At 58.0% G+C, this 22,186-nt stretch carries 22 protein-coding genes, 1 pseudogene and 2 riboswitches; of the genes and pseudogenes, 19 read left to right on the top strand and 4 right to left on the bottom strand.

Annotated elements, in window-relative coordinates; genetic code table 11:
* Window positions 1–35: 35 nt before the first annotated feature.
* The gene (locus tag PXT33_RS11660) at window positions 36–272 is read right to left on the bottom strand and encodes a hypothetical protein (RefSeq protein ID WP_154256027.1); all 237 of its coding nucleotides are present in this window, start codon (window positions 270–272) and stop codon (window positions 36–38) included.
* A 185-nt stretch (window positions 273–457) separates the two neighbouring features.
* Window positions 458–565: riboswitch (TPP riboswitch) on the top strand.
* A 291-nt stretch (window positions 566–856) separates the two neighbouring features.
* Here PXT33_RS11660 and thiW point away from each other — a divergent pair.
* The 6 genes and pseudogenes from thiW to PXT33_RS11630 all read left to right on the top strand — a co-directional run bounded on the left by thiW (window position 857) and on the right by PXT33_RS11630 (window position 6,417).
* Window positions 857–1,372, top strand: coding sequence for an energy coupling factor transporter S component ThiW (gene thiW / locus PXT33_RS11655; RefSeq protein WP_118528981.1), 516 nt, complete (start codon window positions 857–859; stop codon window positions 1,370–1,372).
* A gap of 15 nt (window positions 1,373–1,387) precedes the next feature.
* Entirely contained in the window at window positions 1,388–2,209 is an 822-nt protein-coding gene (gene thiM, locus PXT33_RS11650; RefSeq protein WP_207698394.1) for a hydroxyethylthiazole kinase, read from the top strand.
* A complete protein-coding gene (gene thiE, locus PXT33_RS11645) occupies window positions 2,196–2,831 on the top strand; it encodes a thiamine phosphate synthase (protein WP_097775043.1) in 636 nt (211 codons plus the stop codon). The genes thiM and thiE overlap by 14 nt, the downstream gene beginning before the upstream one ends.
* A gap of 202 nt (window positions 2,832–3,033) precedes the next feature.
* Window positions 3,034–4,344, top strand: coding sequence for a phosphomethylpyrimidine synthase ThiC (gene thiC / locus PXT33_RS11640; RefSeq protein WP_044953845.1), 1,311 nt, complete (start codon window positions 3,034–3,036; stop codon window positions 4,342–4,344).
* Between the two features lie 186 nt (window positions 4,345–4,530).
* Window positions 4,531–4,749, top strand: a complete 219-nt coding sequence (locus tag PXT33_RS11635; protein ID WP_332376610.1) for a hypothetical protein — start codon at window positions 4,531–4,533, stop codon at window positions 4,747–4,749.
* Window positions 4,750–5,032: 283 nt separating this feature from the next.
* Window positions 5,033–6,417, top strand: a pseudogene (locus PXT33_RS11630) (alanine/glycine:cation symporter family protein).
* Between the two features lie 52 nt (window positions 6,418–6,469).
* On the opposite strand, the gene brnQ reads toward PXT33_RS11630, so the two are convergent.
* The gene (brnQ, locus tag PXT33_RS11625; protein ID WP_332376609.1) at window positions 6,470–7,750 is read right to left on the bottom strand and encodes a branched-chain amino acid transport system II carrier protein; all 1,281 of its coding nucleotides are present in this window, start codon (window positions 7,748–7,750) and stop codon (window positions 6,470–6,472) included.
* A 351-nt stretch (window positions 7,751–8,101) separates the two neighbouring features.
* Between brnQ and PXT33_RS11620 the strand changes: the two genes are divergently transcribed.
* Entirely contained in the window at window positions 8,102–8,869 is a 768-nt protein-coding gene (locus tag PXT33_RS11620; RefSeq protein ID WP_332376608.1) for an ABC transporter permease subunit, read from the top strand.
* Window positions 8,863–9,438 (top strand): ATP-binding cassette domain-containing protein, encoded by a 576-nt coding sequence (locus PXT33_RS11615; RefSeq protein ID WP_332376607.1) that lies wholly within the window; start codon window positions 8,863–8,865, stop codon window positions 9,436–9,438. Before PXT33_RS11620 ends, PXT33_RS11615 begins: the two co-directional genes overlap by 7 nt.
* Before the next feature lie 112 nt (window positions 9,439–9,550).
* On the opposite strand, the gene PXT33_RS11610 is transcribed toward PXT33_RS11615, so the two are convergent.
* A complete protein-coding gene (locus PXT33_RS11610) occupies window positions 9,551–10,309 on the bottom strand; it encodes a M23 family metallopeptidase (protein WP_180806654.1) in 759 nt (252 codons plus the stop codon).
* Window positions 10,310–10,638: 329 nt separating this feature from the next.
* Window positions 10,639–11,349 (bottom strand): Bax inhibitor-1/YccA family protein, encoded by a 711-nt coding sequence (locus PXT33_RS11605; RefSeq protein WP_097775049.1) that lies wholly within the window; start codon window positions 11,347–11,349, stop codon window positions 10,639–10,641.
* A 111-nt stretch (window positions 11,350–11,460) separates the two neighbouring features.
* Here PXT33_RS11605 and hemW point away from each other — a divergent pair, with 111 nt between their 5' ends.
* From hemW to metK, 11 genes are all read left to right on the top strand, one after another.
* The gene (hemW, locus tag PXT33_RS11600; RefSeq protein WP_332376606.1) at window positions 11,461–12,543 is read left to right on the top strand and encodes a radical SAM family heme chaperone HemW; all 1,083 of its coding nucleotides are present in this window, start codon (window positions 11,461–11,463) and stop codon (window positions 12,541–12,543) included.
* An 86-nt stretch (window positions 12,544–12,629) separates the two neighbouring features.
* Window positions 12,630–13,193 (top strand): NAD(P)/FAD-dependent oxidoreductase, encoded by a 564-nt coding sequence (locus PXT33_RS14845; protein WP_405002383.1) that lies wholly within the window; start codon window positions 12,630–12,632, stop codon window positions 13,191–13,193.
* Window positions 13,130–13,921 carry an aminoacetone oxidase family FAD-binding enzyme gene (locus PXT33_RS14840; RefSeq protein WP_405002382.1) on the top strand — a complete coding sequence of 264 codons (792 nt, stop codon included), beginning with the start codon at window positions 13,130–13,132 and terminating at the stop codon, window positions 13,919–13,921. The genes PXT33_RS14845 and PXT33_RS14840 overlap by 64 nt, the downstream gene beginning before the upstream one ends.
* Before the next feature lie 348 nt (window positions 13,922–14,269).
* Window positions 14,270–14,947, top strand: a complete 678-nt coding sequence (gene cmk, locus PXT33_RS11590) for a (d)CMP kinase (RefSeq protein ID WP_097775052.1) — start codon at window positions 14,270–14,272, stop codon at window positions 14,945–14,947.
* On the top strand, window positions 14,944–15,555 hold the full coding sequence (locus PXT33_RS11585) for a lysophospholipid acyltransferase family protein (protein ID WP_332376604.1): 612 nt from the start codon (window positions 14,944–14,946) through the stop codon (window positions 15,553–15,555). The genes cmk and PXT33_RS11585 overlap by 4 nt, the downstream gene beginning before the upstream one ends.
* A gap of 3 nt (window positions 15,556–15,558) precedes the next feature.
* Window positions 15,559–17,469: a bifunctional 4-hydroxy-3-methylbut-2-enyl diphosphate reductase/30S ribosomal protein S1 gene (locus PXT33_RS11580; RefSeq protein WP_097775054.1), complete on the top strand. Its 1,911-nt coding sequence runs from the start codon at window positions 15,559–15,561 to the stop codon at window positions 17,467–17,469.
* Between the two features lie 244 nt (window positions 17,470–17,713).
* Window positions 17,714–18,334 (top strand): GtrA family protein, encoded by a 621-nt coding sequence (locus tag PXT33_RS11575; protein ID WP_154258975.1) that lies wholly within the window; start codon window positions 17,714–17,716, stop codon window positions 18,332–18,334.
* Window positions 18,335–18,393: 59 nt separating this feature from the next.
* The gene (locus PXT33_RS11570; RefSeq protein ID WP_005944717.1) at window positions 18,394–18,528 is read left to right on the top strand and encodes a hypothetical protein; all 135 of its coding nucleotides are present in this window, start codon (window positions 18,394–18,396) and stop codon (window positions 18,526–18,528) included.
* A gap of 14 nt (window positions 18,529–18,542) precedes the next feature.
* Window positions 18,543–19,208 (top strand): deoxyribose-phosphate aldolase, encoded by a 666-nt coding sequence (gene deoC, locus PXT33_RS11565; RefSeq protein WP_005944715.1) that lies wholly within the window; start codon window positions 18,543–18,545, stop codon window positions 19,206–19,208.
* Window positions 19,209–19,448: 240 nt separating this feature from the next.
* Window positions 19,449–20,624 (top strand): GGDEF domain-containing protein, encoded by a 1,176-nt coding sequence (locus PXT33_RS11560; RefSeq protein ID WP_332376603.1) that lies wholly within the window; start codon window positions 19,449–19,451, stop codon window positions 20,622–20,624.
* Window positions 20,625–20,700: 76 nt separating this feature from the next.
* Window positions 20,701–20,799, top strand: a riboswitch (SAM riboswitch).
* A gap of 118 nt (window positions 20,800–20,917) precedes the next feature.
* Window positions 20,918–22,072 carry a methionine adenosyltransferase gene (gene metK, locus PXT33_RS11555; protein ID WP_332376601.1) on the top strand — a complete coding sequence of 385 codons (1,155 nt, stop codon included), beginning with the start codon at window positions 20,918–20,920 and terminating at the stop codon, window positions 22,070–22,072.
* The last annotated feature ends 114 nt before the right edge of the window (window positions 22,073–22,186 follow it).

Here is a 22,186-nt window from a genome sequence, read left to right as displayed (position 1 = left end):
GGTCCGAACCGAGCACGGCATCCACACTGCCGGCATCAGGCTGCGGGGAACGTCTTGTTCCACACTTCGATCACCTTGAACTTCGGGGTCCAGCCTTCGGGCTCAAAGCGGTCGCCCTTGGCACCCATGGTGCCCTGCTCGGTGCACCACTGTGCGGCCTTGGCCATATCAGGGTCGGTCACATCCGCAAAGGCGGGTGCGCACACGCTCAGCACCATGCACAGCGCCACGAGGGCCGAAAGCAGCCTTTGGGTCAGGGTCGTCTGCTTCATATGGAATTCCTCCTTTTTGCTTACAAGGGGGGATGCGTCCGCCTTAAAAAGGCCATATTTCACCTTCTTTTTCAATAAAACCTGCGTGAAACGCCCCAAAAACTGCGTGAAAAACGTTTTGAACCGCTGTGCGCGCCTTTGCCCCCTCTTGCAATTTGTGCGCAAAGGGTGTAGAATACAGTCACAATCAAATACAGGGGAGCTTGTGAAGCAGGCTGAGAGGAAGTATCCAAACTTCGACCCTTTTACCTGATGCGGATAATGCCGCCGTAGGAAGTCAGAATGGATGATTTTTTGCAGGAGGCACCGCGGAAGGTGTCTCCTGTTTTTTTGTTGTGTACCGATTACCATTAAGGAGGATGCCTTGTACTTTTCTGCGGAAGTGCCGCAGCGGGCTGAGGGGGAGCGCCCTGAGCTTTGTGACCGTCAGCGATGGGAAGCCGTGTTCCGGCGTGAGAGGAGACCAGAAAGTCTCGACCGCTTCTTATAGTTCCTGCGCCGGGTCTGGCACCGGGTGCGGGCTGTTTGCGGAGGCGCTGTATGGTTTTTGCTGCTTCCGCAGGTTTGGAAAGGAGCCTTGCCTTATGAAAAAACTCTCTGTGAAAAAGCTGGCGTTGGCCGGTATGCTGTGCGCTCTGTGCGTGGTGGGCAGCGTATTCAGCTTCCCCATGTTCGGCAGCAAATGTGCACCCATCCAGCACATGGTCAATGTGACCTGCGCGGTGCTGCTTGGCCCGTGGTGGGGCGTGGGCGTGGCCTTTGTGGCCTCGCTGCTGCGCAATCTGCTGGGTCTGGGCAGCCTGATGGCCTTCCCCGGCAGCATGTTCGGCGCACTGCTGTGCGGCCTTGTGTACCATAAGACCAAAAACATCCTTGCCACCATGGTGGGCGAGGTGTTCGGCACCAGCATTCTGGGCGGCCTGTGCGCTTACCCGGTGGCCATTTTCCTCATGGGCAAGAGCGCCGGCGACATCGCGTTCTATGCCTACATCGTGCCGTTCCTCATCTCCACTGCAGTGGGTTCCATCATTGCGGGCGTGCTGGTGTACAGCCTGCAGCGCTCCGGCGCACTGCGCTCCATGCAGAACAGTCTTTCCTGACGGAGGGGCACCCGAATGTTCAAAACAGAATTCGAGAACCTGCGCCGCACCTGCCCGCTCATCCATAACATTACCAACTACGTCACCGTGAACGACTGCGCCAACATGGTGCTGGCCTGCGGTGCTTCGCCCATCATGGCCGACGATGCCGCCGAGGTGGAGGACATCACCACCATCTGCGGCGGTCTGAACATCAACATCGGCACCCTGAACAGCCGCACCATCACCAGCATGCTGCTGGCGGGCAAAAAGGCAAACCAGCTGGGCCATCCTGTGGTGCTGGACCCGGTGGGTGCGGGTGCATCCCGCCTGCGCACCGACACGGCTTTCCGCCTGCTCAGGGACGTAAAGTTCACCGTGATCCGCGGCAATATCTCGGAGATCAAAACGCTGGCCTCCGGCGCGGGAACCACCAAGGGCGTGGATGCCGATGTGGCCGATAAAGTTACTGAGGAAAATCTGGATTCTGCCGTGGCCTTTGCCAAGGCCTTTGCAGCCCAGACGGGTGCCGTTATTGCCATTACCGGTGCCATCGACATTGTGGCCGATGCCGAAAAAGCCTACTGCATCCGCAACGGCAATGCCATGATGAGCAGCATCACCGGTACGGGCTGCCAGCTTTCGGCCCTGACGGCGGCGTTCGTCACCGCCAACCCCGGACATCCGCTGGAAGCCGCTGCAGCCGCAGTGTGCGCCATGGGCCTTGCGGGCGAGACCGCCCACAAGCGCCTGACCCCGCTGGACGGCAACTCCACCTACCGTAATTATATCATCGATGCCATTTACAATATGACCCCGGATCAGCTGGAAGAAGGAGCAAACTATGAAGTGCGATAAGCAGAACATGCTTCTGTATGCCGTCACCGACCGCGCATGGGTGGGAAAGCAGACCCTCTATGAACAGGTGGAGAGCGCCTTGAAGGGCGGTGTCACCTGTGTGCAGCTGCGTGAAAAAGAGCTGGACGACGAAGCTTTTCTGAAAGAGGCTGTGGAGATCCATGCTCTGTGCCAGCGCTACGGCGTGCCGTTCTTTGTGAACGACAATGTGGACATTGCCATCCGCTGCCACGCCGAGGGTGTGCACGTGGGGCAGGAGGATATGGCCGCAGCGCAGGTGCGCGCCCGTGTGGGCGAGGGAATGATGATCGGCGTTTCCGTCCACAGTGTGGAGGAAGCACGGGAAGCCGTCAAGCACGGCGCAGACTGCCTTGGCGTGGGCGCGGCCTTTGCCACTCATACCAAGACCGATGTGGATGTTCTGCCCCACGAGACCCTGAAGGCCATCTGTGATGCCGTGGACATCCCGGTGGTGGCCATTGGCGGCATCCACAAGGAGAACATCCTGCAGCTCAAGGGCACCGGTGTGGATGGCGTGGCCCTTGTGAGCGCCATCTTTGCAGCAGACGACATCGAGACCGAGTGCAAAGAGTTGAAAGCCCTGTCGGAGCAGATCATCTGACCGATCCCGCGGCAAACCGGGGACACCACCTTGGGCCGCGTTATAAAATTCATGGAGAAAACCAACATGAAAAGCGTATTTTGCGCAGGTGCCGACATCCAGAACGTTCTGTTTTTTCTGAATGACGGCTGCCTTTCCCTACCCTTGTATGACCAGCACCCTGCTGTTCAGAGATAAACTGTCATTTGGAGGAACAGAGCGTATGCAGACTTATACTACCCAGATGGATGCTGCCCGCAAGGGCATCATCACGCCGCAGATGGAGATCGTGGCAAAGAAGGAATACCGCACCACCGAGGAGATCCGCCAGTGGGTGGCCGAGGGCAAGGTTGCCATCCCCGCCAACAAGCACCACGAGTGTTTGAACCCCGAGGGTGTCGGCTCCATGCTGCGCACCAAGATCAACGTGAACCTTGGTGTCTCCCGCGACTGCAAGGACTACAACGTGGAGATGCAGAAGGTGATGAGCGCCGTCAACATGGGTGCCGAAGCCATTATGGATCTTTCCAGCCACGGCAACACCCAGCCCTTCCGCCAGAAGCTGACCCACGAGTGCCCGGTGATGATCGGCACCGTGCCGGTGTACGATTCGGTCATCCACTACCAGCGCGATCTGGCTGAGCTGACCGCACAGGACTTCATCGATGTGGTGCGCCTGCATGCAGAGGACGGTGTGGACTTTGTCACCCTGCACTGCGGCATCACCCGCAAGACCATCGAGCAGATCCGCAAGCACAAGCGCAAGATGAACATTGTCAGCCGCGGTGGCTCTCTGGTGTTTGCATGGATGAGCATGACCGGCAACGAGAACCCCTTCTACGAGCACTTTGACGAGATCTGCGAGATCTGCGCCGAGCACGATGTGACCATCTCGCTGGGCGATGCCTGCCGTCCCGGCTGTCTGGCTGACGCCACCGATGTGTGCCAGATCGAGGAGCTGGTGCGTCTGGGCGAGTTGACCAAGCGCGCATGGGCACACAACGTGCAGGTGATGGTGGAAGGCCCCGGCCATGTGCCCCTGAATCAGGTGGCTGCCAACATGGAGGTGCAGAAGAGCATCTGCATGGGCGCACCCTTCTATGTGCTGGGACCCCTCGTCACCGATATCGCCCCCGGTTACGACCACATCACCGCTGCCATCGGCGGCGCTGTGGCTGCAGCCAGCGGTGCAGCTTTCCTGTGCTATGTGACCCCCGCCGAGCATCTGGCTCTGCCCAATGTGGACGATGTGAAGCAGGGCATCGTGGCCTCCAAGATCGCTGCCCACGCCGCCGATATCGCCAAGGGCATCCCCCACGCCCGGGACATCGACGATAAGATGGGCGATGCCCGCCGTGTGCTGGACTGGGATGCGCAGTTCGCCTGCGCACTGGACCCGGAGACCGCAAAGGCCATCCGCGATGCCCGCCTGCCGGAGGACGACCACAGCGACACCTGCAGCATGTGCGGCAAGTTCTGTGCTGTGCGCAGCATGAACAAGGCGCTGGCCGGTGAGTACATCGACATTCTGTAAAAATCTTCTGTTTTGCGCGCAGCAGCGTGCATCTTCCTCCGCCGCCCGGTATGACCGCCGGGCGGCTTTTGTTGTAATACGGCGAAAAATATGTTACAATAAATCAATACGGACGAGCGCATTGCACACATCAAAGAGCGCCATCCGGAGGATCTTCTTCTGTTTGAGCAATATGGACGGGAGGCTGTGCTTTCTCCTGATTTGATCATTCGGGACGGCAAGCATATTGGAACAGTTTTTGCCGTGAAAAAACTGCCGGATACGAACCTGAATGTTGTTGTAAGGCTTGTGCTGGAAACCGATGAAGCGGGATTTAAGAATTCTGTCATGACATTTTACAGGCTCCGCGAACGTAACTTGAAAAAACTTCTGGAGAAGAACCAGTTGCTTTACACGCGGGAATAAATTTGCTATAATATGGGTAGGATAAGGTAGCGTTTGAAGTAGAGAATGTGCTGCTACACGCCCCTTGGGCCAAAAGAAATGCGGGAAAGGGCACACCCGCCAAATGCTACTCGATGGGGAACGGTTCAAATGCCGTTCCCCGTTCCTGTTTTAAGAGGTCCCTTACGGATCTCTTTTTTACTATCGATTATTTCTATCGATTTTTTAGAATTTACAATTCTTCTGTACTGTACTATAATGAAGTTATCGTCTTCATTCCATTGATCTACAGGAGGAATCTGCCTTGCTGGTAAATCTTATCGAATCCGTCTATCGTCTGCTGTGGGGCGACCTGTTCACCATCCCGCTGGGCGGCGGCATCGGCATTTCCTTCATGGTGGTGCTGCTGTTCACGGCGGGCATCTGGTTCACCTGCCGCACCCGTCTTTTGCCGGTGCGGCTGTTCCGGGATATGATCGCCGCCGTGTGCGAGAAAAAGCAGGGCAGGGACGGCCTTTCCTCCTTCCAGACGCTGGTCATTTCCACCGCCACCCGCGTGGGCATGGGCAATCTGGTGGGCGTGGTGGCCGCTGTTTCTGCAGGCGGTGCCGGTGCGGTGTTCTGGATGTGGGTCACTGCCATTCTGGGTGCGTCCACCTCCTTTATCGAATCCACCCTTGCCCAGAAATACCGCCAGCCCGACCCGCTGTACGGCGGCTGGCGCGGCGGACCGGCTTACTATCTGCATGTGCTGGCGGAGCGCAGGCGCGGCAAAAAGCTCAAACGCTCTGTGGTAGCGGCACTGTTTGCGGTGTCTGGTCTCATCTGCTGGTGCGGCATCAGTCAGGTGATCTCCAACTCGGTCAGTTCTGCGTTTGAAAATGCGTTCCATATTCCGCCGCTTACTACCACACTGGTGCTCACGGCCATTGCGGCGGTGATCGTGTTGCGCAAGAATGCCACCGTGAAAAGTCTGGACGTGATGGTGCCCATCATGGCGGTGTGCTATTTTGTCATCACCGTGGGCATCGTGCTGTTCAACCTGCCCAAGCTCCCGGCGGTGTTCGGGCGCATCTTTGCGGAAGCGTTCGGTCTGCGGCAGGCCGTGGCTGGCGGCTTTGGTGCTGTGCTGATGAACGGAGTCAAGCGCGGCCTGTTCTCCAACGAAGCGGGCAGCGGTTCGGCACCCTGTGCAGCTGCCGCCGCAGAGTGCGACGACCCGGTCAAGATGGGCTTTGTGCAGGCACTGGGCGTGCTGATCGATACGGTGGTGATCTGCAGCTGCACGGCTTTTTGATGCTGCTGGTGCCGCAGGAGATCACGGAAGGACTTGCGGGCATGGACCTTTTGCAGACTGCCCTGCAGTACCATCTGGGCGGCTTTGGTGTCGTGTTCATTGCGGCCACGCTGGCGCTGTTCAGCTTTTCCACCTTTCTGGGCGTTTTGTACTATGCCCGCGGCAATGTGGCCTATCTGTGCGGCGACAACTGGTGGAGCCAGACCGTGTATAAGCTGATCGCGCTGGCCATGCTGGTGATCGGCGGTATGCAGGCCTACACGGTGGTGTGGGATCTGGGCGACGTGGGCATTGGCCTGATGACCATTTTCAACATGATAGCCTTGGTGCCCATGGCAAAGGAAGCACTTGCCGCCCTGAACGACTACGAAAAACGCAAAAAACTGCAGTAAATAGCAAAGGCCCGGCTCCCTGTAACATGGGAACCGGGCCTTTCAGGTTATTTTATTGCAGATCAGATTTGTTTAAAAGCAGCCCGCCTGCAAGCCCGGCCAGCGCAGGCAGCACCCAGCCAAAGCCCATGCTGCCCAGCGGCAGAGCGTTGGCGGCGGCAGATACTGCCCCCAGCGGCAGCGCAGCGGCGATGCTCTGCAGGGCGGTCAGGCCCATGCACAGCGGATACACCGCCCGGTGCTTTTCAAGGCCCGGCATAAAGGAAAGCAGGATCAGCACGATGGCTGCGGGATAAATGGCGTTCAGCACTGGAGTGGACAGCCGGATGATGGCAGCAAGGCCGAGGTTCGATACCAGCATACTGGCCACAGCAAAAAAAGCGGCAAGGGCAGGGTAGGGGATGCGGGGCAGAAGCTGATGAAAATACTGCCCCACGCAGGCGATCAGGCCCACGCAGGTGTTGAAGCATGCGATCACAAAAATGGCCGCAATGAGCACAAGGCCCGCCCGGCCGAACAGCTGCTGTGCCAGAGCGGTGAGCACCTCGGCACCGGTGGCAAGGCCCGGATACACCGTGCCGGTCTCGGCCCCGGCGTGGCCCAGCATGGCGTAGACCACCAGCATCAGCCCGCCTGCAATAAAACCGGCCCGGATGGTGCCGCCTTCCACGGCACGGCTTTCTGTGACACCCCGGGCGCGGATGTTCAGGGCGATGACCGCGCCAAAATTCAGCCCGGCCAGCGTGTCCATGGTCTGGTAGCCGTACAGGATGCCCTGCACAGCGGGCAGGGCTGCGTACTCTGCACTGGGTGTGCCGTAGTGTGCCGCCAGCGGATGGATGAGACACCCGGCAAACAGCACCACGATGAGCACGATCAGGCAGGGGCAGAGGATGCGGCCCAGCCAGTCGGTAAGCTTTTCCGGCCGCAGCGCCACCAGAAAGGCCGCTGCAAAAAACAGCACCGAGTAGGCCAGCTGCAGCCCGGTACCGCCGCCTATCAGCGGCACCAGCATCTGGAAGGAGGTACTGGCGGTGCGGGGGATGGCAAGGCACGGGCCGATGGAAAGATACACTAAAATTGTGAACACCATGGCGAACACCGGATGCACCCGGCCGGCAAGCCTGTCCAGACCGCCTGCCCGTGCCACAGCCACCACGCCCGCAATGGGCAGGCCGACGGCGCTGACGGCAAGGCCCGCAAAGGCAGGCCAGAGGCTGGTACCGGCCTGTGCGCCCAGATGCGGCGGGAAGATCAGATTGCCTGCACCAAAAAACATGGAAAACAGTGTAAAGCCGACCAGAAGCAGATTTTTGCCGGAAAGCTTCTGCATAGGACAGACACCTCATTTCTTTCTTGCATCAAAGATGACAGAGATTCATACAGTTCAGTTTATCGTTTTATTGATTTCATGTCAAGAAAGAAAAACATGAAGAAAAGTAATGACAGGCATGATAAGCTCTTATGCATCATGATGCACGGGTCATTGGCGTTTGGAAAGAGATATGGTATTATAATGTATAATGTAGAACTGGGCAGGCCATCAGGGCGCTTTCTCCGCGAAATTCGGGGCTTCCAGCTCCCGCCCTGTTGCCTTATGGCAACAGGGTCCTATCCTCGGATCATTCGCTGAAGAAATTCCCTGCCGTCCTGCATTTATTTGTAATCAGGAGCAGGTAAGTTTATGAAGCGACATAAACAATTTTTTCAGCGGCTGGGCGCTGCGGCCTTCTGGCTGGCGGTGTGGCAGTGCGCCGCCATGGCGGTGGGACAGGAGGTGTTCCTTGTTTCGCCGGTGCAGGCGGTGCGCACTCTTTTGCAGCTTTTGCCGCAGGCAGAGTTCTGGCAGCGGGTGGGTTTCAGCTCCGGGCGCATTCTGCTGGGTTTTGGGCTGGGCGTGGCCGTAAGCATCGTGCTGGCTGTGGCCGCACAGGCGTGGCACACGGCAGATGTGCTGCTTGCTCCGGTGCTGCAGCTGGTCAAAGCCACGCCGGTGGCAAGCTTTATCATTCTGGCGCTGGTGTGGGTGCGGGGGGCATCGCTTTCGGTGCTCATCAGCTTTTTAATGGTGCTGCCCGTGCTGTACGGTGCGGTGCGCACCGGCATCCAGAGCGCAGACCCACAGCTGTTGGAGATGACGAAGGTGTTTCACCTTCCGCTGGGCCGACGGCTGCGGGCGGTGTGGCTGCCTGCGGTGCTGCCAGCCTTCCGGCAGGGATGCAGCGTGGCCCTTGGCATCTGCTGGAAGAGCGGCGTTGCCGCTGAGGTGATCGGCCTGCCCAATGGCAGCATCGGCGATGCACTCTACCGGGCCAAGATCACCCTTTCCACCGGGGAGCTGTTCGCATGGACGTTTGTGATCATCCTGCTCAGCGCCGGGTTTGAAAAGCTGTTCCTGCTGCTTCTGGACTGCGTGACCCGCGCCGTGACCGGGGAGGTGCCGCAATGCTGACCATCGAGCATCTGACAAAACAGTTCGGGAAGAAAACGCTGTTCCGGGACCTGTGCCTCACGGTGAAAGGCCCGGCGGTGCTGTGGGCACCCAGCGGCTGGGGCAAGACCACATTGCTGCGCATCCTCATGGGGCTGGAAGAACCCACTTCTGGCATAGTACAGGACGTTGGCCGGGTGGCAGCAGTGTTTCAGGAAGACCGGCTCTGCCCGCAGCTGACAGCTGTGCAGAACGTGACGCTGGTATTGCCCGGCAGTGCAGAACAATACAAGGAGCAAATTATAGAAGATTTTCAACAGCTTGGCATGGATGCTGCCGCACTGGCCCTGCCTGCAGCACGGCTTTCCGGCGGACAGAAGCGCCGCACGGCTCTGCTGCGGGCTTTGTGGGCCGCCAGCGATACGCTGCTGTTAGACGAACCCTTTACCGGAATGGACCCGGACACCCTTGCCGCTGCTGCGGCGCTGCTGCGGGAGCGCCGCGGAGAAAAGCCTGTCTTGCTGGCTACCCACGACCGCGAAGCCATCCGCCTTCTGGGCTGGCCGGTGGTTGAGCTGGAAAATGCCTGAGCCTGCATCTATCCTATAGAATGAAAAATCGGAAAGACCAGAACGGCCTTTCCGATTTTTTGCTGCTTGGAATATTTTACTGAAAAATACGCAGGGGATACGGCGAACTGCATCAGTTCAGCAGCTTTGCCGGGTCAAGATACTGCTCACCCTGCAGTACTTCCAGATGGATATGCGTCTCCTCGGCGCATTCGTTGGGAATGCTGCCTGCACGGCCAAGTATCTGACCCACACTCACTTCATCGCCGGTCTGCACCGTGGGGTCGGCAGTGCCGCACACCCGCCACAGGTGCCCGGCGCTGTCCTCGATGCACACCACACTGCCCCAGCGGCTATCGGTGTCCACGGCGGTCACCTTACCGGCGGCGGGAGCACACACCTGTGCATCCTGCGCACAGGCGTAGTCCACACCGTTGTGGGTGCGCCAGTCGCCAAGGGTGCTGCTGTACACCAGCTCATCGCCGCTGTAGGCGTTCAAGACCTTGCCCGAGACGGGCTGCGTGGAGGCAGGCGCAGCTGAACTGCTGGCAGGCGAGGATGCGCCCTGCAGTGCGGAGGGTTCGTGCACCAAACCAGAGCCAGACTGCGCCCCAGAAGAGGACGCAGAGGATGCGGGCTTGGGTACATTTGCCGCAGATTCTGCGGCGTCGGTCACGGGCTGCTGCCATACATCGTCCTCCTGTGGGTCAAGGGTGAGCTGCGGCTCCGGTGCAGGTTCTTCCTGCGGGGTCGTCAGGTCGTCGTAGCTCTTTTTCAGTTCATCCCGCACGGTGCGCACTGCCCACACGCCCGCCGCTGCGGCTGCGACGAGACAGGCCAGCAGTGCCAGTGTAAAGCCCCTGCTGCGCAAAAACTTTTTGATCTGCTCCATTGTCGTTACTCCCATCTGCTGCATTGTGTACGCATTGCTTCTGGGCTTAGTGTGGGACAGCAGGGCAGGTTTTATGCATTCTTTTATTTAAATGCCCTCCGCGTTGCTCTGGGCATATTTAGAGGAAATGATATTTTGTAATATAGCAGCCCAGCCAGACCTGCGGGTCTGGCTGGCCTGCACTTTCACGGGAAGGGCCGCAGCCGGAAAATGCATCTTCCCTCTGTGGCCTTCTGTGCTGATACCCAGAGTGAAGCGGAGGATATTCTAAATGATATTACCAAACAAAAAGGCTCTCCCTTTTCGGGAGAGCCTTTGCAGATCAAAAATCAGTTGCGGCGGCGGCTGTTCATGCCCAGCAGGCGCACAACATACAGGAAGATGTTGATGAAGTCCAGATACAACGTCAGTGCGCCGTAGATGGAAGCCTTCTCAGCCAGCTCGCCGTCATAGGCGTAGTAGGAGAACATCTGGCTCAGTTTCTGGGTGTCGTAGGCGGTCAGCAGCATGAACACCACCAGACCGACAGCGCTGTACAGCACCGTGGTGAGGAAACTCATGCCGAACAGCATGCCCACAAAGCCGGTGATGATGAGCGCGAACAGGCCCATCATCAGCTTGGGACCCCAACCGGACAGATCCTTGTGGGTAGTAGTGCCGTAGACCGCCATCAGGCCGAAGTACAGCGAGGTGGCAAGGAAGGCCAGCACCAGAGTGCCCAGATCAAATATCAGGAAGTAGTAGCTCAGCACCATGCCGTTGAGCAGCGCATAGGCAAAGAATGTGGCTCTTGCACCGCCCACCGACATGTTCTGCACGCGGGAGCTGAGCACATACACCAGCACCAACTCTGCGATGGTGAACACCAGATACAGCGAGTTGACAACGTACAGCAGCGGGGTAGCGGCTGTAACGAACGCCGCGGCAAAGGTGATGAGCAGGCCTACCGCCATCCAGCGGTAGGTGCGGTTCATATAGTCAGCCGAGGTCATGGCAGGCTCCGTGTATCCTCGATCGTAACCATTGTAATTGTAATCCATATGGGACTCCTCCAGTCTCTTTCTGCCGGAACACTTTTTCCTTGCTCCGGTCTACGGAATATAGTATACTGCATAGAAATGAACGTTTCATGAAAAAGGCTGTGATATTGTATGTCTCTTGGGCTTTATTTACACATACCCTACTGTTTTTCCAAATGCAGATACTGCGATTTCTATTCCCATCCCGGTGAGCGCGGCGTACCGGAAGCTTATGTGGATGCTCTTGTGCGGGAGCTTTCCCGCTTTGCGCCGGAAGTACCTCTGCAGCCGGACACCCTTTATTTTGGCGGCGGCACGCCCAGCCTGCTGCGCCCGGAGCAGGCAAAACGGCTGATCGATGCGGCCCGGCCGATGCCGGGGGCCGAGATCACACTGGAAGCAAACCCGGAGACGGTGACGGAAGAAAGCCTTGCAGGCTTCCGGGAGGCGGGTGTGAACCGCATCTCTTTCGGGGTGCAGTCTGCCCGGGATACCCAGCTGCGCACACTGGGCAGGCCGCACACGGCAAAGCAGGCGCGGGCTGCATTTGCCGCCGCGCGGCGCGCAGGCTTTGCGAACATCAGCGGCGACATCATGCTGGCACTGCCGCACTACACCGAAGCCGAGTTTGACGAAACGCTGGAACTGATCGAGGGTGGTGGGGCTACCCATATTTCGGCATATCTGCTGAAGATCGAGCCGGATTCGGCCTTTGGTAAACATCCGCCCGAAGGCCTGCCCACCGGCGATGAAGCCGCCGATTTTTACCTTTATGCAGTGGAACAGCTGGAACACCACGGCTACAAACAGTACGAGATCTCCAACTTTGCAAAGCCCGGCTATGAGGGCAGACACAACCTCATCTACTGGGACTGCGGCGACTATCTGGGCCTTGGCCCGGCGGCGCACTCCTGCATGGGCGGCAGACGGTTCTACTACCCGCCGGACACCGCCGCTTTCCTGAACGATGCCGCCGCCCCGGTGATGGACGGCAGTTGCGGCGCAGAGGACTACCTTATTTTACAGCTGCGTCTGCGCAAAGGCCTTTCGCTGGATGCATACAAAAAACTTTACGGGAAAGAATTCTCCACCGCACAGCTGGCCTTTGTGCAAAACTGCGTCCGGGCGGGCTATGCAAGCTTTGACGGCCGCACCCTTGCCCTGACCCCGGCGGGCCTCATCGTGCAGAACAGCATCCTTGCCCAGCTGTTGTAATTGGCAGAAATACGGCAACACATTGCTTTTGAGTGTCGATTCTGGTATGATATACTCGTATTATTAGGCGATGGGAGAGAAAACGGATGGCGAAAGTATTGATCGTCGGCGCAGGCGCGGCAGGACTGATGGCGGCGGGTGCCGCCGTGCGTCAGGGGCATCAGGTGACGGTGCTGGAACACATGGACAAGCCCGGCCAGAAGATCCTTGTCACCGGCAAGGGCCGCTGCAATGTGACCAACGACTGCCCGGCAGAGGAATTTCTGCGCCATGTGCGCACGAACCCGCGCTTTCTGTATTCGTCGCTGGGGGCCTTTCCACCGGCAAAGACCATGGAACTGTTCGAGGGCCTTGGCGTGGAGCTGAAGGTGGAGCGCGGCCGCCGGGTGTTTCCAGTATCGGACAAGGCCGAGGAGATCCGGCAGGCTCTTTTGCGCTATGCGCAGGATGCTGAACTCGTGCATGACGGCGCGAAAAAGCTGCTATTGGAAGAGGTAACACCGGAGCCGGAAGCAGCTCCCGCCGCACCGGAAAACCCGCGCCACCCCAAAAGAAAAAGGCAGGCCCGGCACTGCGGTGCATCGGTGTGCGGGGCACCTCCGGCCGGGAGTACCGGGCGGATGCCGTGCTGGTGGCCACCGGCGGCGTGAGCTATCCCACCACCGGCTCTACCGGCGACGGCTACAAACTGGCCCAGCAGGCCGGGCACACCCTCATCGAGCCGGTGCCCAGTCTGGTCAGTCTTGTGAGCCATGACGCGGACTGCAAAAAGATGATGGGCTTGGCGCTGAAAAACGTCACCCTGACCCTGTTCGAGGACAGCAAGGCCATTTTTGACGAGCAGGGCGAAATGCTGTTCACTCATTTTGGCATCAGCGGCCCGCTGACTTTGAGCGCATCCAGCCATCTGGGCGACATGAAAAAACACAAGTATCATGCGGAGATCGACCTCAAGCCCGCTCTCAGCGAGGAGCAGCTTTATGACCGAATCACGCGGGATTTTGCCCTGCTGGCAAACCATGCGGCGCAGGGCGCGCTGGTAAAGCTTTTGCCGTCCAGTATGCAGCCGGTGATGGTGGCGCGCTGGGGCATCGACCCGGCTACCAAGGCAAACCAAATCACCCGGGAGCAGAAGAGGGAGCTGGTGCAGCTGATGAAGCACTGGCGGGTGTCCATTGATGCCCGGGGCGATCTGGCCCACGCGGTGATCACCAGCGGCGGCGTGTCCGTGCGGGAGGTGGACCCCAAAACCATGCAGAGCAAAAAGGCGATGGGCCTTTACTTTGCAGGCGAAGTGCTGGATGTGGATGCCTATACCGGCGGCTACAACCTGCAGATCGCCTTCTGCACCGCACAGGCGTTTGCAAATAATCTGTAATTACAGATAAAACAATTTTAAATGCCCTCCGCGCTGCTCTGGGCATATTTATAGGAATAGATTTTTTTGATTTGTATTTTGAAAACGACTGCGGTCGTTTTCAAAATACGTTTTCACAAAAAGGGTTGTTGCCGGGATAGTCTCACAGACCACTGCGCAACTGTTCCCAAAGGGAACGAGCAGCAAATTCAGTTGGCCGTTGCGGCCCCGCTTGTGAAAAATCAAATCTGGAAAATCCGCAGATTTTCCAGATTTGTAAATATTTAAAATGATTTTCCGCTGAAGATGGCCAGAGCGTGAGCAGAGGCCATTTTAAATCGTTCAGTTCAAAAAAGGAGAAGATATAAAATGGTATCTGTTGCGATCGACGGGCCTGCAGGTGCAGGCAAATCTACGCTGGCACGCCGTTTGGCGGCTGAAATGGGCTATATTTATGTGGATACCGGTGCCATGTACCGCGCCATCGGCCTGTATGCCCTGCGCGCAGGCAAGGACCCCAAGGACAACGACGCAGTGAACGCGCTGCTTCCCCAGATCGAGCTGCGGCTGGCCTCCATTGAGGGCGAGCAGCACATTTATTTAAAGGAAGAGGATGTGAGCACCGCCATCCGCACCGAGGCCGCAGGTATGGCTGCCTCTGCCGTGGGCGCAAACCCGGCTGTGCGCGCCTTTCTGCTGGAACTGCAGCGGGATATGGCCAAAAAGCAGGACGTGCTGATGGACGGCCGCGACATCGGCACGGTGGTGCTGCCGGATGCCACGGTGAAGATCTTCCTCACCGCCACGCCGGAAGCCCGCGCCACACGCAGGTGGAAAGAGTATCAGGCCAAGGGCATCGATACTCCCTATGAAGAGGTGCTGGCCGACGTGAAGCAGCGGGACTATCAGGACACCCACCGTGCCGCTGCGCCCCTGAAGCAGGCGGACGATGCCGTGCTGCTGGATACTTCGGAGCTGGATTTTGAACAGAGCCTTGCTGCAATGAAGAAGATCATTGCGGAGAAAGTGAATAAAACGATAAAATGATATTATATTACATCTTAGTACCCTTTGCGTGGCTTTTGTGGCATATCGGTTTCCGCATCCATGTAGAGGGACGCGAAAACCTGAAAAAGGTGCAGACAAAGGGCTGCATCCTTGCGCCCACCCATGTCTCCGCCATCGACCCGGTGTTCATCGTGGTCACCCGGTGGAGCAGGCGGATGGTCGTATTTGCCAAGAAGGAACTGTTCGAGATCAACGGCTTCCTGACATGGTTCTTCCGGTGCTGCGGCGCGGTGTGCGTGCGCGGCACAAAGGATGAAATGGCTGCCATTGAGCAGACCGTAGAAAAGTGCAGAAACGGCGAAACACTGCTCATCTTCCCGGAGGGCACCCGCGAAAAGGACGGGAAGCTTCTGCCGCCCAAGAGCGGACTGTTTGTCATTGCGGCGGGGGCCGGGGTGGACGTAGTGCCCTGCCGCATCCTGTACGATACGCCGGATGGAAAAATGCACCTGTTCTGCAAAGTACGGGTGATCTACGGCGAGCCGATGCCTGCAGAGCAGTTTGCCATGGAGAGCCGCCGCGACACCAAAAAGCTGCGTGCCAACAAGCAGGCCCTGCTGGATGCGTGGGAAAAGATGGGGGCGTAAAAGATGGAGATCCGAGTTGCCAAAACGGCGGGGTTCTGCTTTGGTGTCAAGCGGGCGGTGGATCTGACCTATGGCCTGCTGAACGAAGGCTGCAAGGTGGCCACCCTCGGCCCGCTGATCCATAACCCGCAGGCTGTGGAGGATATGCAGAAAAAGGGTGCCCTTGTGGCGGATGCCATCGCCGATGTGCCCGCCGGGTACGAGGTGGTCATCCGCAGCCACGGCGTGCCGCGCACCGTGTACGACGAGCTGGATGCGCGCGGCATCACCTACCATGATGCCACCTGTCCCTTCGTGCAGAAGATCCAGCGCATTGCCGCCGAGGCCGAAAAGGCGGGGGCGGTGCTGCTGGTGGCAGGCGACAAGACCCATCCGGAGGTGCAGGGAATCGTGGGCCACACCCGCGGAGAGGTGTTCGTTTTTGCCGATCTGGCCGAGTTGAAGGCATGGAAAGGCCCCTCTGACCCGCAAAAACCCCTGTTTGCAGTTGCACAGACCACATTTCAGGTTACAAAATGGCAAGAAAGTTCGGAGTTTCTCAAAAAAGCCTATACAAACGCCCGAATTTTTGATACAATATGTAATGCGACGTGGGCGAGGCAACAGGAAGCGGAAGACCTCAGCCAAAAATGCGACATCATTGTTGTCATTGGCGGTCATCATTCTTCCAATACCCAAAAGCTGGTACAGGTCGCCGCAAAACACACGCGTGCCGTAACGGTCGAGACAGCGAGCGAACTTCGGCCGGAATGGTTTGCAGATGTTAAAGTGGCGGGCGTGACAGCCGGGGCTTCAACGCCATCGTCTATTATTGAGGAGGTACTTAACAGTATGAGCGCAGAAATCAATGACAGCATGAGCTTTGAGGAGATGCTGAATGCATCCGAGGAAAAGCGTGTTCATGCAGGCAGTATTGTGAAAGGAATCGTGACCAGCATCTCTGCCAACGAGATCCAGGTGGATATCGGAGCGAAGCAGACCGGCTTTGTCAAGCTGAGCGAGCTGACCGATGATTCCTCCGCCAAGGTCGAAGACCTGGTGAAGGTTGGCGATGAGCTGGACCTCATCGTCGAGAAGGTTATGGATCAGGATGGCGTCATCCAGCTCTCCCGCAAGAAGCTCGCATCTCGCAAGGGCATGGAAGAGATCGCTAAGGCCGCTGAGTCCGGCGAGGTCGTCGAAGGCGATGTCACCGAGTTCAACAAGGGCGGCGTTGTGGTCAACGTCAAGGGCGTCAAGGTGTTCGTTCCTCGTTCTCAGGCTACTATGCGCCGTGATGAGGACTACACCGCTCTGGTTGGCCAGCACGTTCAGCTGGTTGTCACCGAGTGCTCCGGCCGCAAGATCGTCGGCAGCATCAACAAGGTGACCGCTGAGCAGAACAAGGCAAAGCGTGAAGAGTTCTGGGCAAACGTTGAGGTGGGCAAGACCTACACCGGCGTTGTCAAGAGCCTGACTTCTTACGGTGCATTCGTCGATATCGGCGGTGTGGACGGTCTGTGCCACATCAGCGAGCTGAGCTGGAACCGCATCAAGCATCCCTCCGAGGTCGTCTCCGTTGGTGACACCATCGAAGTGTATGTGAAGGACATCGACACCGAGAACCACAAGGTCTCTCTGGGCTACAAGAAGGCCGAGGACAACCCCTGGGAGCAGCTGAAGAACAACTACCCCATCGGCAGCACCTTCCATGCTCCGGTCGTCTCCCTGACCAAGTTCGGTGCATTCGTCCGCATCCTGCCGGGTGTTGATGGTCTGGTCCACATCAGCGAGATCAGCAATGACCGCGTTGAGAAGGTCTCTGACGTACTGAAGGTCGGCGATATGGTCGATGTGAAGCTGCTGGATGTCGACTTCGACAAGAAGCGCATCAGCCTGTCTATGAAGGCCCTGCTGAACGACGACGCTGAGTAATCAGCCTTTCGTTCGGAAGAAAAGCTTCTGACACAATGCGATCAACAGCCCCGTTGCCGGGAAAACGGCGGCGGGGCTGTTTTTGTTAAGGAGAGAACCCTCTCAGTCACCTGCGGTGACAGCTCCCCCGAAGGGGAGAGCTTTTGGCAAAAGAGGGCAGGCTCGCCGCGCCCGCAATAAAACCTCGCCCTTCGGGAGAGGTGGACGCGAGCAGCGCGAGCGGACGGAGAGGGTTTGACGAACTATGATAAATTTTTTCAAGAAACACTGGGAAGTGCTGAGCTATCTGGTTTTCGGCGTGCTGTGCACCCTGCTGAACATTGTGCTGTATGCGCTGTTCAACAAGCTGTTTGGCTATACAGCCGCCAACAGCTGGGGCAATGTACTGGATAACATCATCTGCATCCTGTTTGCCTACTGCACCAACCGCGCCTTTGTGTTCCGCAGCAAAACGCAGGGCAAGGCCATGGCGAGAGAATTTGGTGCATTCGTCACCTGTCGTCTGGGTACAATGCTGCTGGACACTGCAATTATGCTGGTGCTGGGCAATCTGCTGGCTGCGCAGGGTGCAGCGCTGATGGACGAGCTGATGCAGGGGGTGCTGAGCGTGGTGGCCCACTGGCTTGGCCCGGATACGGCCATCCAGATGGCAGCCTCCTATGCCGGCACACCGGCGGGGGTCACGGATGGCTCTGCCGCTATTGCCGTCATCGGCGGTGCAGACGGCCCCACGGCGATCTTCGTTACCAGCCGCTACAATGCGCAGGCACTGTGGGGCCTTGCCGTGAAGGTCTTTTCCAATGTACTGGTGATTGTGCTGAACTATGTGTTCAGCAAGCTGATCATCTTTAAAAATCGCAAGTGAGATATTCTCTCCGCCGCAGGCGGAGAAAATATCCAATATAATTTAGGAGGTACGGTTTTATGAAGCGTGGTCTGAAAGGTTTTGCATTTCTGGTCTCCGGTCTGGTGCTGGGCATCATTGGTGCAACGGTCTCTGCAACTGCAATTGCCCTGAGTGCTGTCGGCATGGCAAAGGTGCGCCGTGCCAGCAAGTAAAAAGGAGAAAAAACATGACTCGTGAAGAAATTCTCTCCCATGTCGATCACACCCTGCTGAAGCCGGAGGCCACCTGGCCCCAGATCCAGACCCTGTGTGACGAAGCCATTGCAAACCACACCGCATCCATCTGCATCAACACCTGCTACGTCAGGCAGGCGGTGGAGTATATGGCGGGCCGCATCCCGGTATGCTGCGTGGTAGGCTTCCCTCTGGGTGCCATGGATACCGCCAGCAAGGCGTTTGAAGCCAAGACTGCCATTGAGAATGGTGCCGCCGAGGTGGATATGGTTATCAACATCGGTCGCCTGAAGAACAAGGAGTACGATGCCGTGCGCGAGGACATCCGCGCCGTGAAGCAGGCGGTGGGCGACAAGGTCCTGAAGGTCATCATCGAGACCTGCCTGCTGACCGACGAGGAAAAGGAAAAGATGTGCGATATCGTCTGCGAGGCAGGCGCGGACTACATCAAGACCAGCACCGGCTTCTCCACCGCAGGCGCAAACTTCCACGATGTGGAGCTGATGGTCAAGGGCGTGCATGGCCGCTGCAAGGTCAAGGCTGCCGGCGGCATTTCTACCGTGGAGGACATGGAGACCTTCCTTGCGCTGGGTGCTGACCGTCTGGGCACCTCCCGCGCTGTCAAAATTCTGAACGGCGAGCAGGCAAAGGGCTATTGATCTTTCTGCGAAAAAAGCAATTATAAATAATATTTCCGCAGAACAGAACCAGAGCGCACGCGAAGGCTGTTCTGGATCGTCTGGTTTTCCCAAGGGCCGCTGCACAAATTGCTGTGCAGCGGCCCTTTTTGATGCCAAGCCTTGCAAGCGGGGCGCGGCAGGGTATATAATACAAACAGATACTGTATAAAACAGGGGCTGTCTGCCTTGTGGGATAAGGCGGGCAGGGGAGGAAATGCAATGAATATACCCGAGATCCTTGTGGCCAATGGCACAGGGGCGGTGCTGGTATGCTTTCTGTTTCTGCTGCGGGTGCGCGGCGAGAGTAAAAACAGTGTTGGAAGTGAGCTGTTCTGCCAGATGCTGGTGGTGACTCTGCTGGCACAGGCGACAGAGACGATCAGCTTTCTGCTGGACGGCGTGCCCGGTGCGGCAAGCCGGTTCTGGCTGTACCTCATGAACACCGTCTGCACCGGCGCTACCGTGAGCGTGGGCTTTGCGTGGTGTTTGTATGTGGACTTCCGGGTCTACCGCAGCACCGGACGCCTGCGCAGAAGGCATCTGTTTCTGGGCGCGCCGCTGCTGGCTGTTCTGGCGCTGCTGGCGGCGAACCTTTTCGGCACAGGATGGATCTTTACCATCTCCGCGGACAACGTTTACCATCGCGGTCCGCTGAACAGTTTGCTTTACCTGCTGCTGTTCGGCTATTATGCCGAGAGCGTGTGGCAGGTGCATAAGGCCAAGCGCGATGGCGTTACGGTGGAGTTTTTCTCGGTGTACTACTTTGTGATCACCTGTGCGGTGGGCACGGTGCTGCAGGGTGCGTTCTACGGTATGGCCTTCGGCTGGCTGTCGGTGGCCATCGCCTTTGTGTTTGTGGACAGTCAGCTCCGCAGTCTGCGCAGCTATCTCGACGAGCTGTCCGGTCTGTTTGGCCGCAAGTACATGAACTACTGTCTGGAGCGCATCCACGCCACGCAGGAAAAGGATGTTTACGGCATCATGATGGACGTGAACTGCTTCAAGGAGATCAACGACACCTACGGTCATGGTGCGGGCGACCGCGCCATTCAGGAGATCGGTCACATCCTGTCCGGAGCGCTGGCGGCAAACTCGGTAGCTATCCGCATAAGCGGCGATGAGTTCATGGTGCTGATCCGGCACGGCTCGGAGGAGATCCTGAATAAGATCTGTGCCGCCATCGAGCAGCGGGTGCAGCGCTATAACGCCGCCGCCCCGGCGGGCAGCTTTCAGCTGTCTTTCTCCACCGGTGTGGCAAAGTATGAGGGCGGCAGCGTGGAGAAATTTCTGGCGGAACTGGACGAGCGGATGTATGCGGAAAAGCGCGCCTTCCACGCCGCCCGGAACGGCTATGCCGTACCGGAGCAGGGGAACGCTCCATCAATTTCAGAATAATGTCTAAAAAGAGTGATACTCTTCTTGACAATCTGACGAAGCAATGATAGAATACTGAACGTACCAACTGAATACCGACTTATCAAGAGCGGCTGAGGGGATAGGCCCTGTGAAGCCCGACAACCTGCGCGTGAGCGCAAGGTGCCAAATCCTGCGGGAAACCGAGAGATAAGAGTGCAACGCTCAGAGCTTTCGGGCTCTGGGCGCTTTTGTTTTTCGCGCAAAAAAGCTTGAACGGAATGTTGGAGCAAGAAATACACACCCTGCTGTAAAAACTTTAGGAGGCAAAACAAATGGCAAGACACCTGTTTACTTCTGAGTCCGTCACCGAAGGACATCCCGACAAGATCTGCGACCAGATCTCGGATGCCATTCTGGACGAAATTCTGACCCACGACCCCGATGCCCGTGTGGCCTGCGAGACCTGTGCATCCACCGGCCTTGTGCACATCATGGGCGAGATCACCACCAACTGCTATGTGGATTTCCAGAAGGTCGTCCGCGAGGTGGTGGCAGATATCGGCTACACCCGCGCAAAGTTCGGCTTTGATGCCGACACCTGTGCCGTCATCTCCAACATCGACGGCCAGAGCCCCGACATCGCACTGGGCACCAACGATCAGGTGGGCGGTGCAGGCGATCAGGGCATGATGTTCGGCTATGCCTGCGATGAGACCCCGGAGCTGATGCCTATGCCCATCAGTCTGGCTCACAAGCTGGCAAAGCGCCTGACCGAGGTGCGCAAGAACGGCGAGATGGACTATCTGCGTCCGGATGGCAAGAGCCAGGTCACTGTGGAGTACGATGAGAACAACAAGCCCGTGCGTGTGGATGCTGTGGTCATCTCCAGCCAGCACAGCGACAGCGTCAGCATGGAACAGCTGCGTGCCGATGTGATGGAGAAGGTCATCAAGGCCACCATCCCCGCCGAGCTGCTGGACGAGAACACCAAGTACTACATCAACCCCACCGGCCGCTTCGTCGTGGGCGGTCCGCAGGGTGACACCGGCCTGACCGGCCGCAAGATCATCGTGGACACCTACGGCGGCTATGCCCGTCACGGCGGCGGTGCCTTCTCCGGCAAGGACCCCAGCAAGGTGGACCGCAGCGCTGCCTATGCGACCCGCTGGGTGGCAAAGAACATTGTGGCTGCAGGTCTTGCCAAGCAGTGCGAAGTGCAGGTGGCCTACGCCATCGGCGTGGCAAAGCCTGTGTCCATCATGGTGGACACCTTCGGCACCGGCACCGTCTCGGATGAGAAGATCGAGCAGGCTGTGGAGAAGGTGTTCGACCTGACCCCCGCCGCCATCATCCGCGAACTCGACCTGCGCAAGCCCATCTACCGCAAGCTGGCCGCATACGGCCACATGGGCCGCGAGGATCTGGGCGTGAAGTGGGAGAACACCGACCGCATGGATGCCCTGAAGGCTGCGGTCGCTGCCCTGTAAGCGGAACACAAAGCATCTATCGCAATCATATAAAATAAGAAGGCATCTGCAACGATCGCTGCTGAGCTTCTGAAGCTCAGCAAATTTGTTGCAGATGCCTTTGTTTTTGCGGCT

The organism is Faecalibacterium taiwanense, from assembly GCF_036632915.2.
GTDB classification, from domain to species: domain Bacteria; phylum Bacillota; class Clostridia; order Oscillospirales; family Ruminococcaceae; genus Faecalibacterium; species Faecalibacterium taiwanense.
The sequence above is the reverse complement of the archived record's forward strand: the minus strand, read 5'-3'. Positions and strand labels throughout refer to the sequence as shown.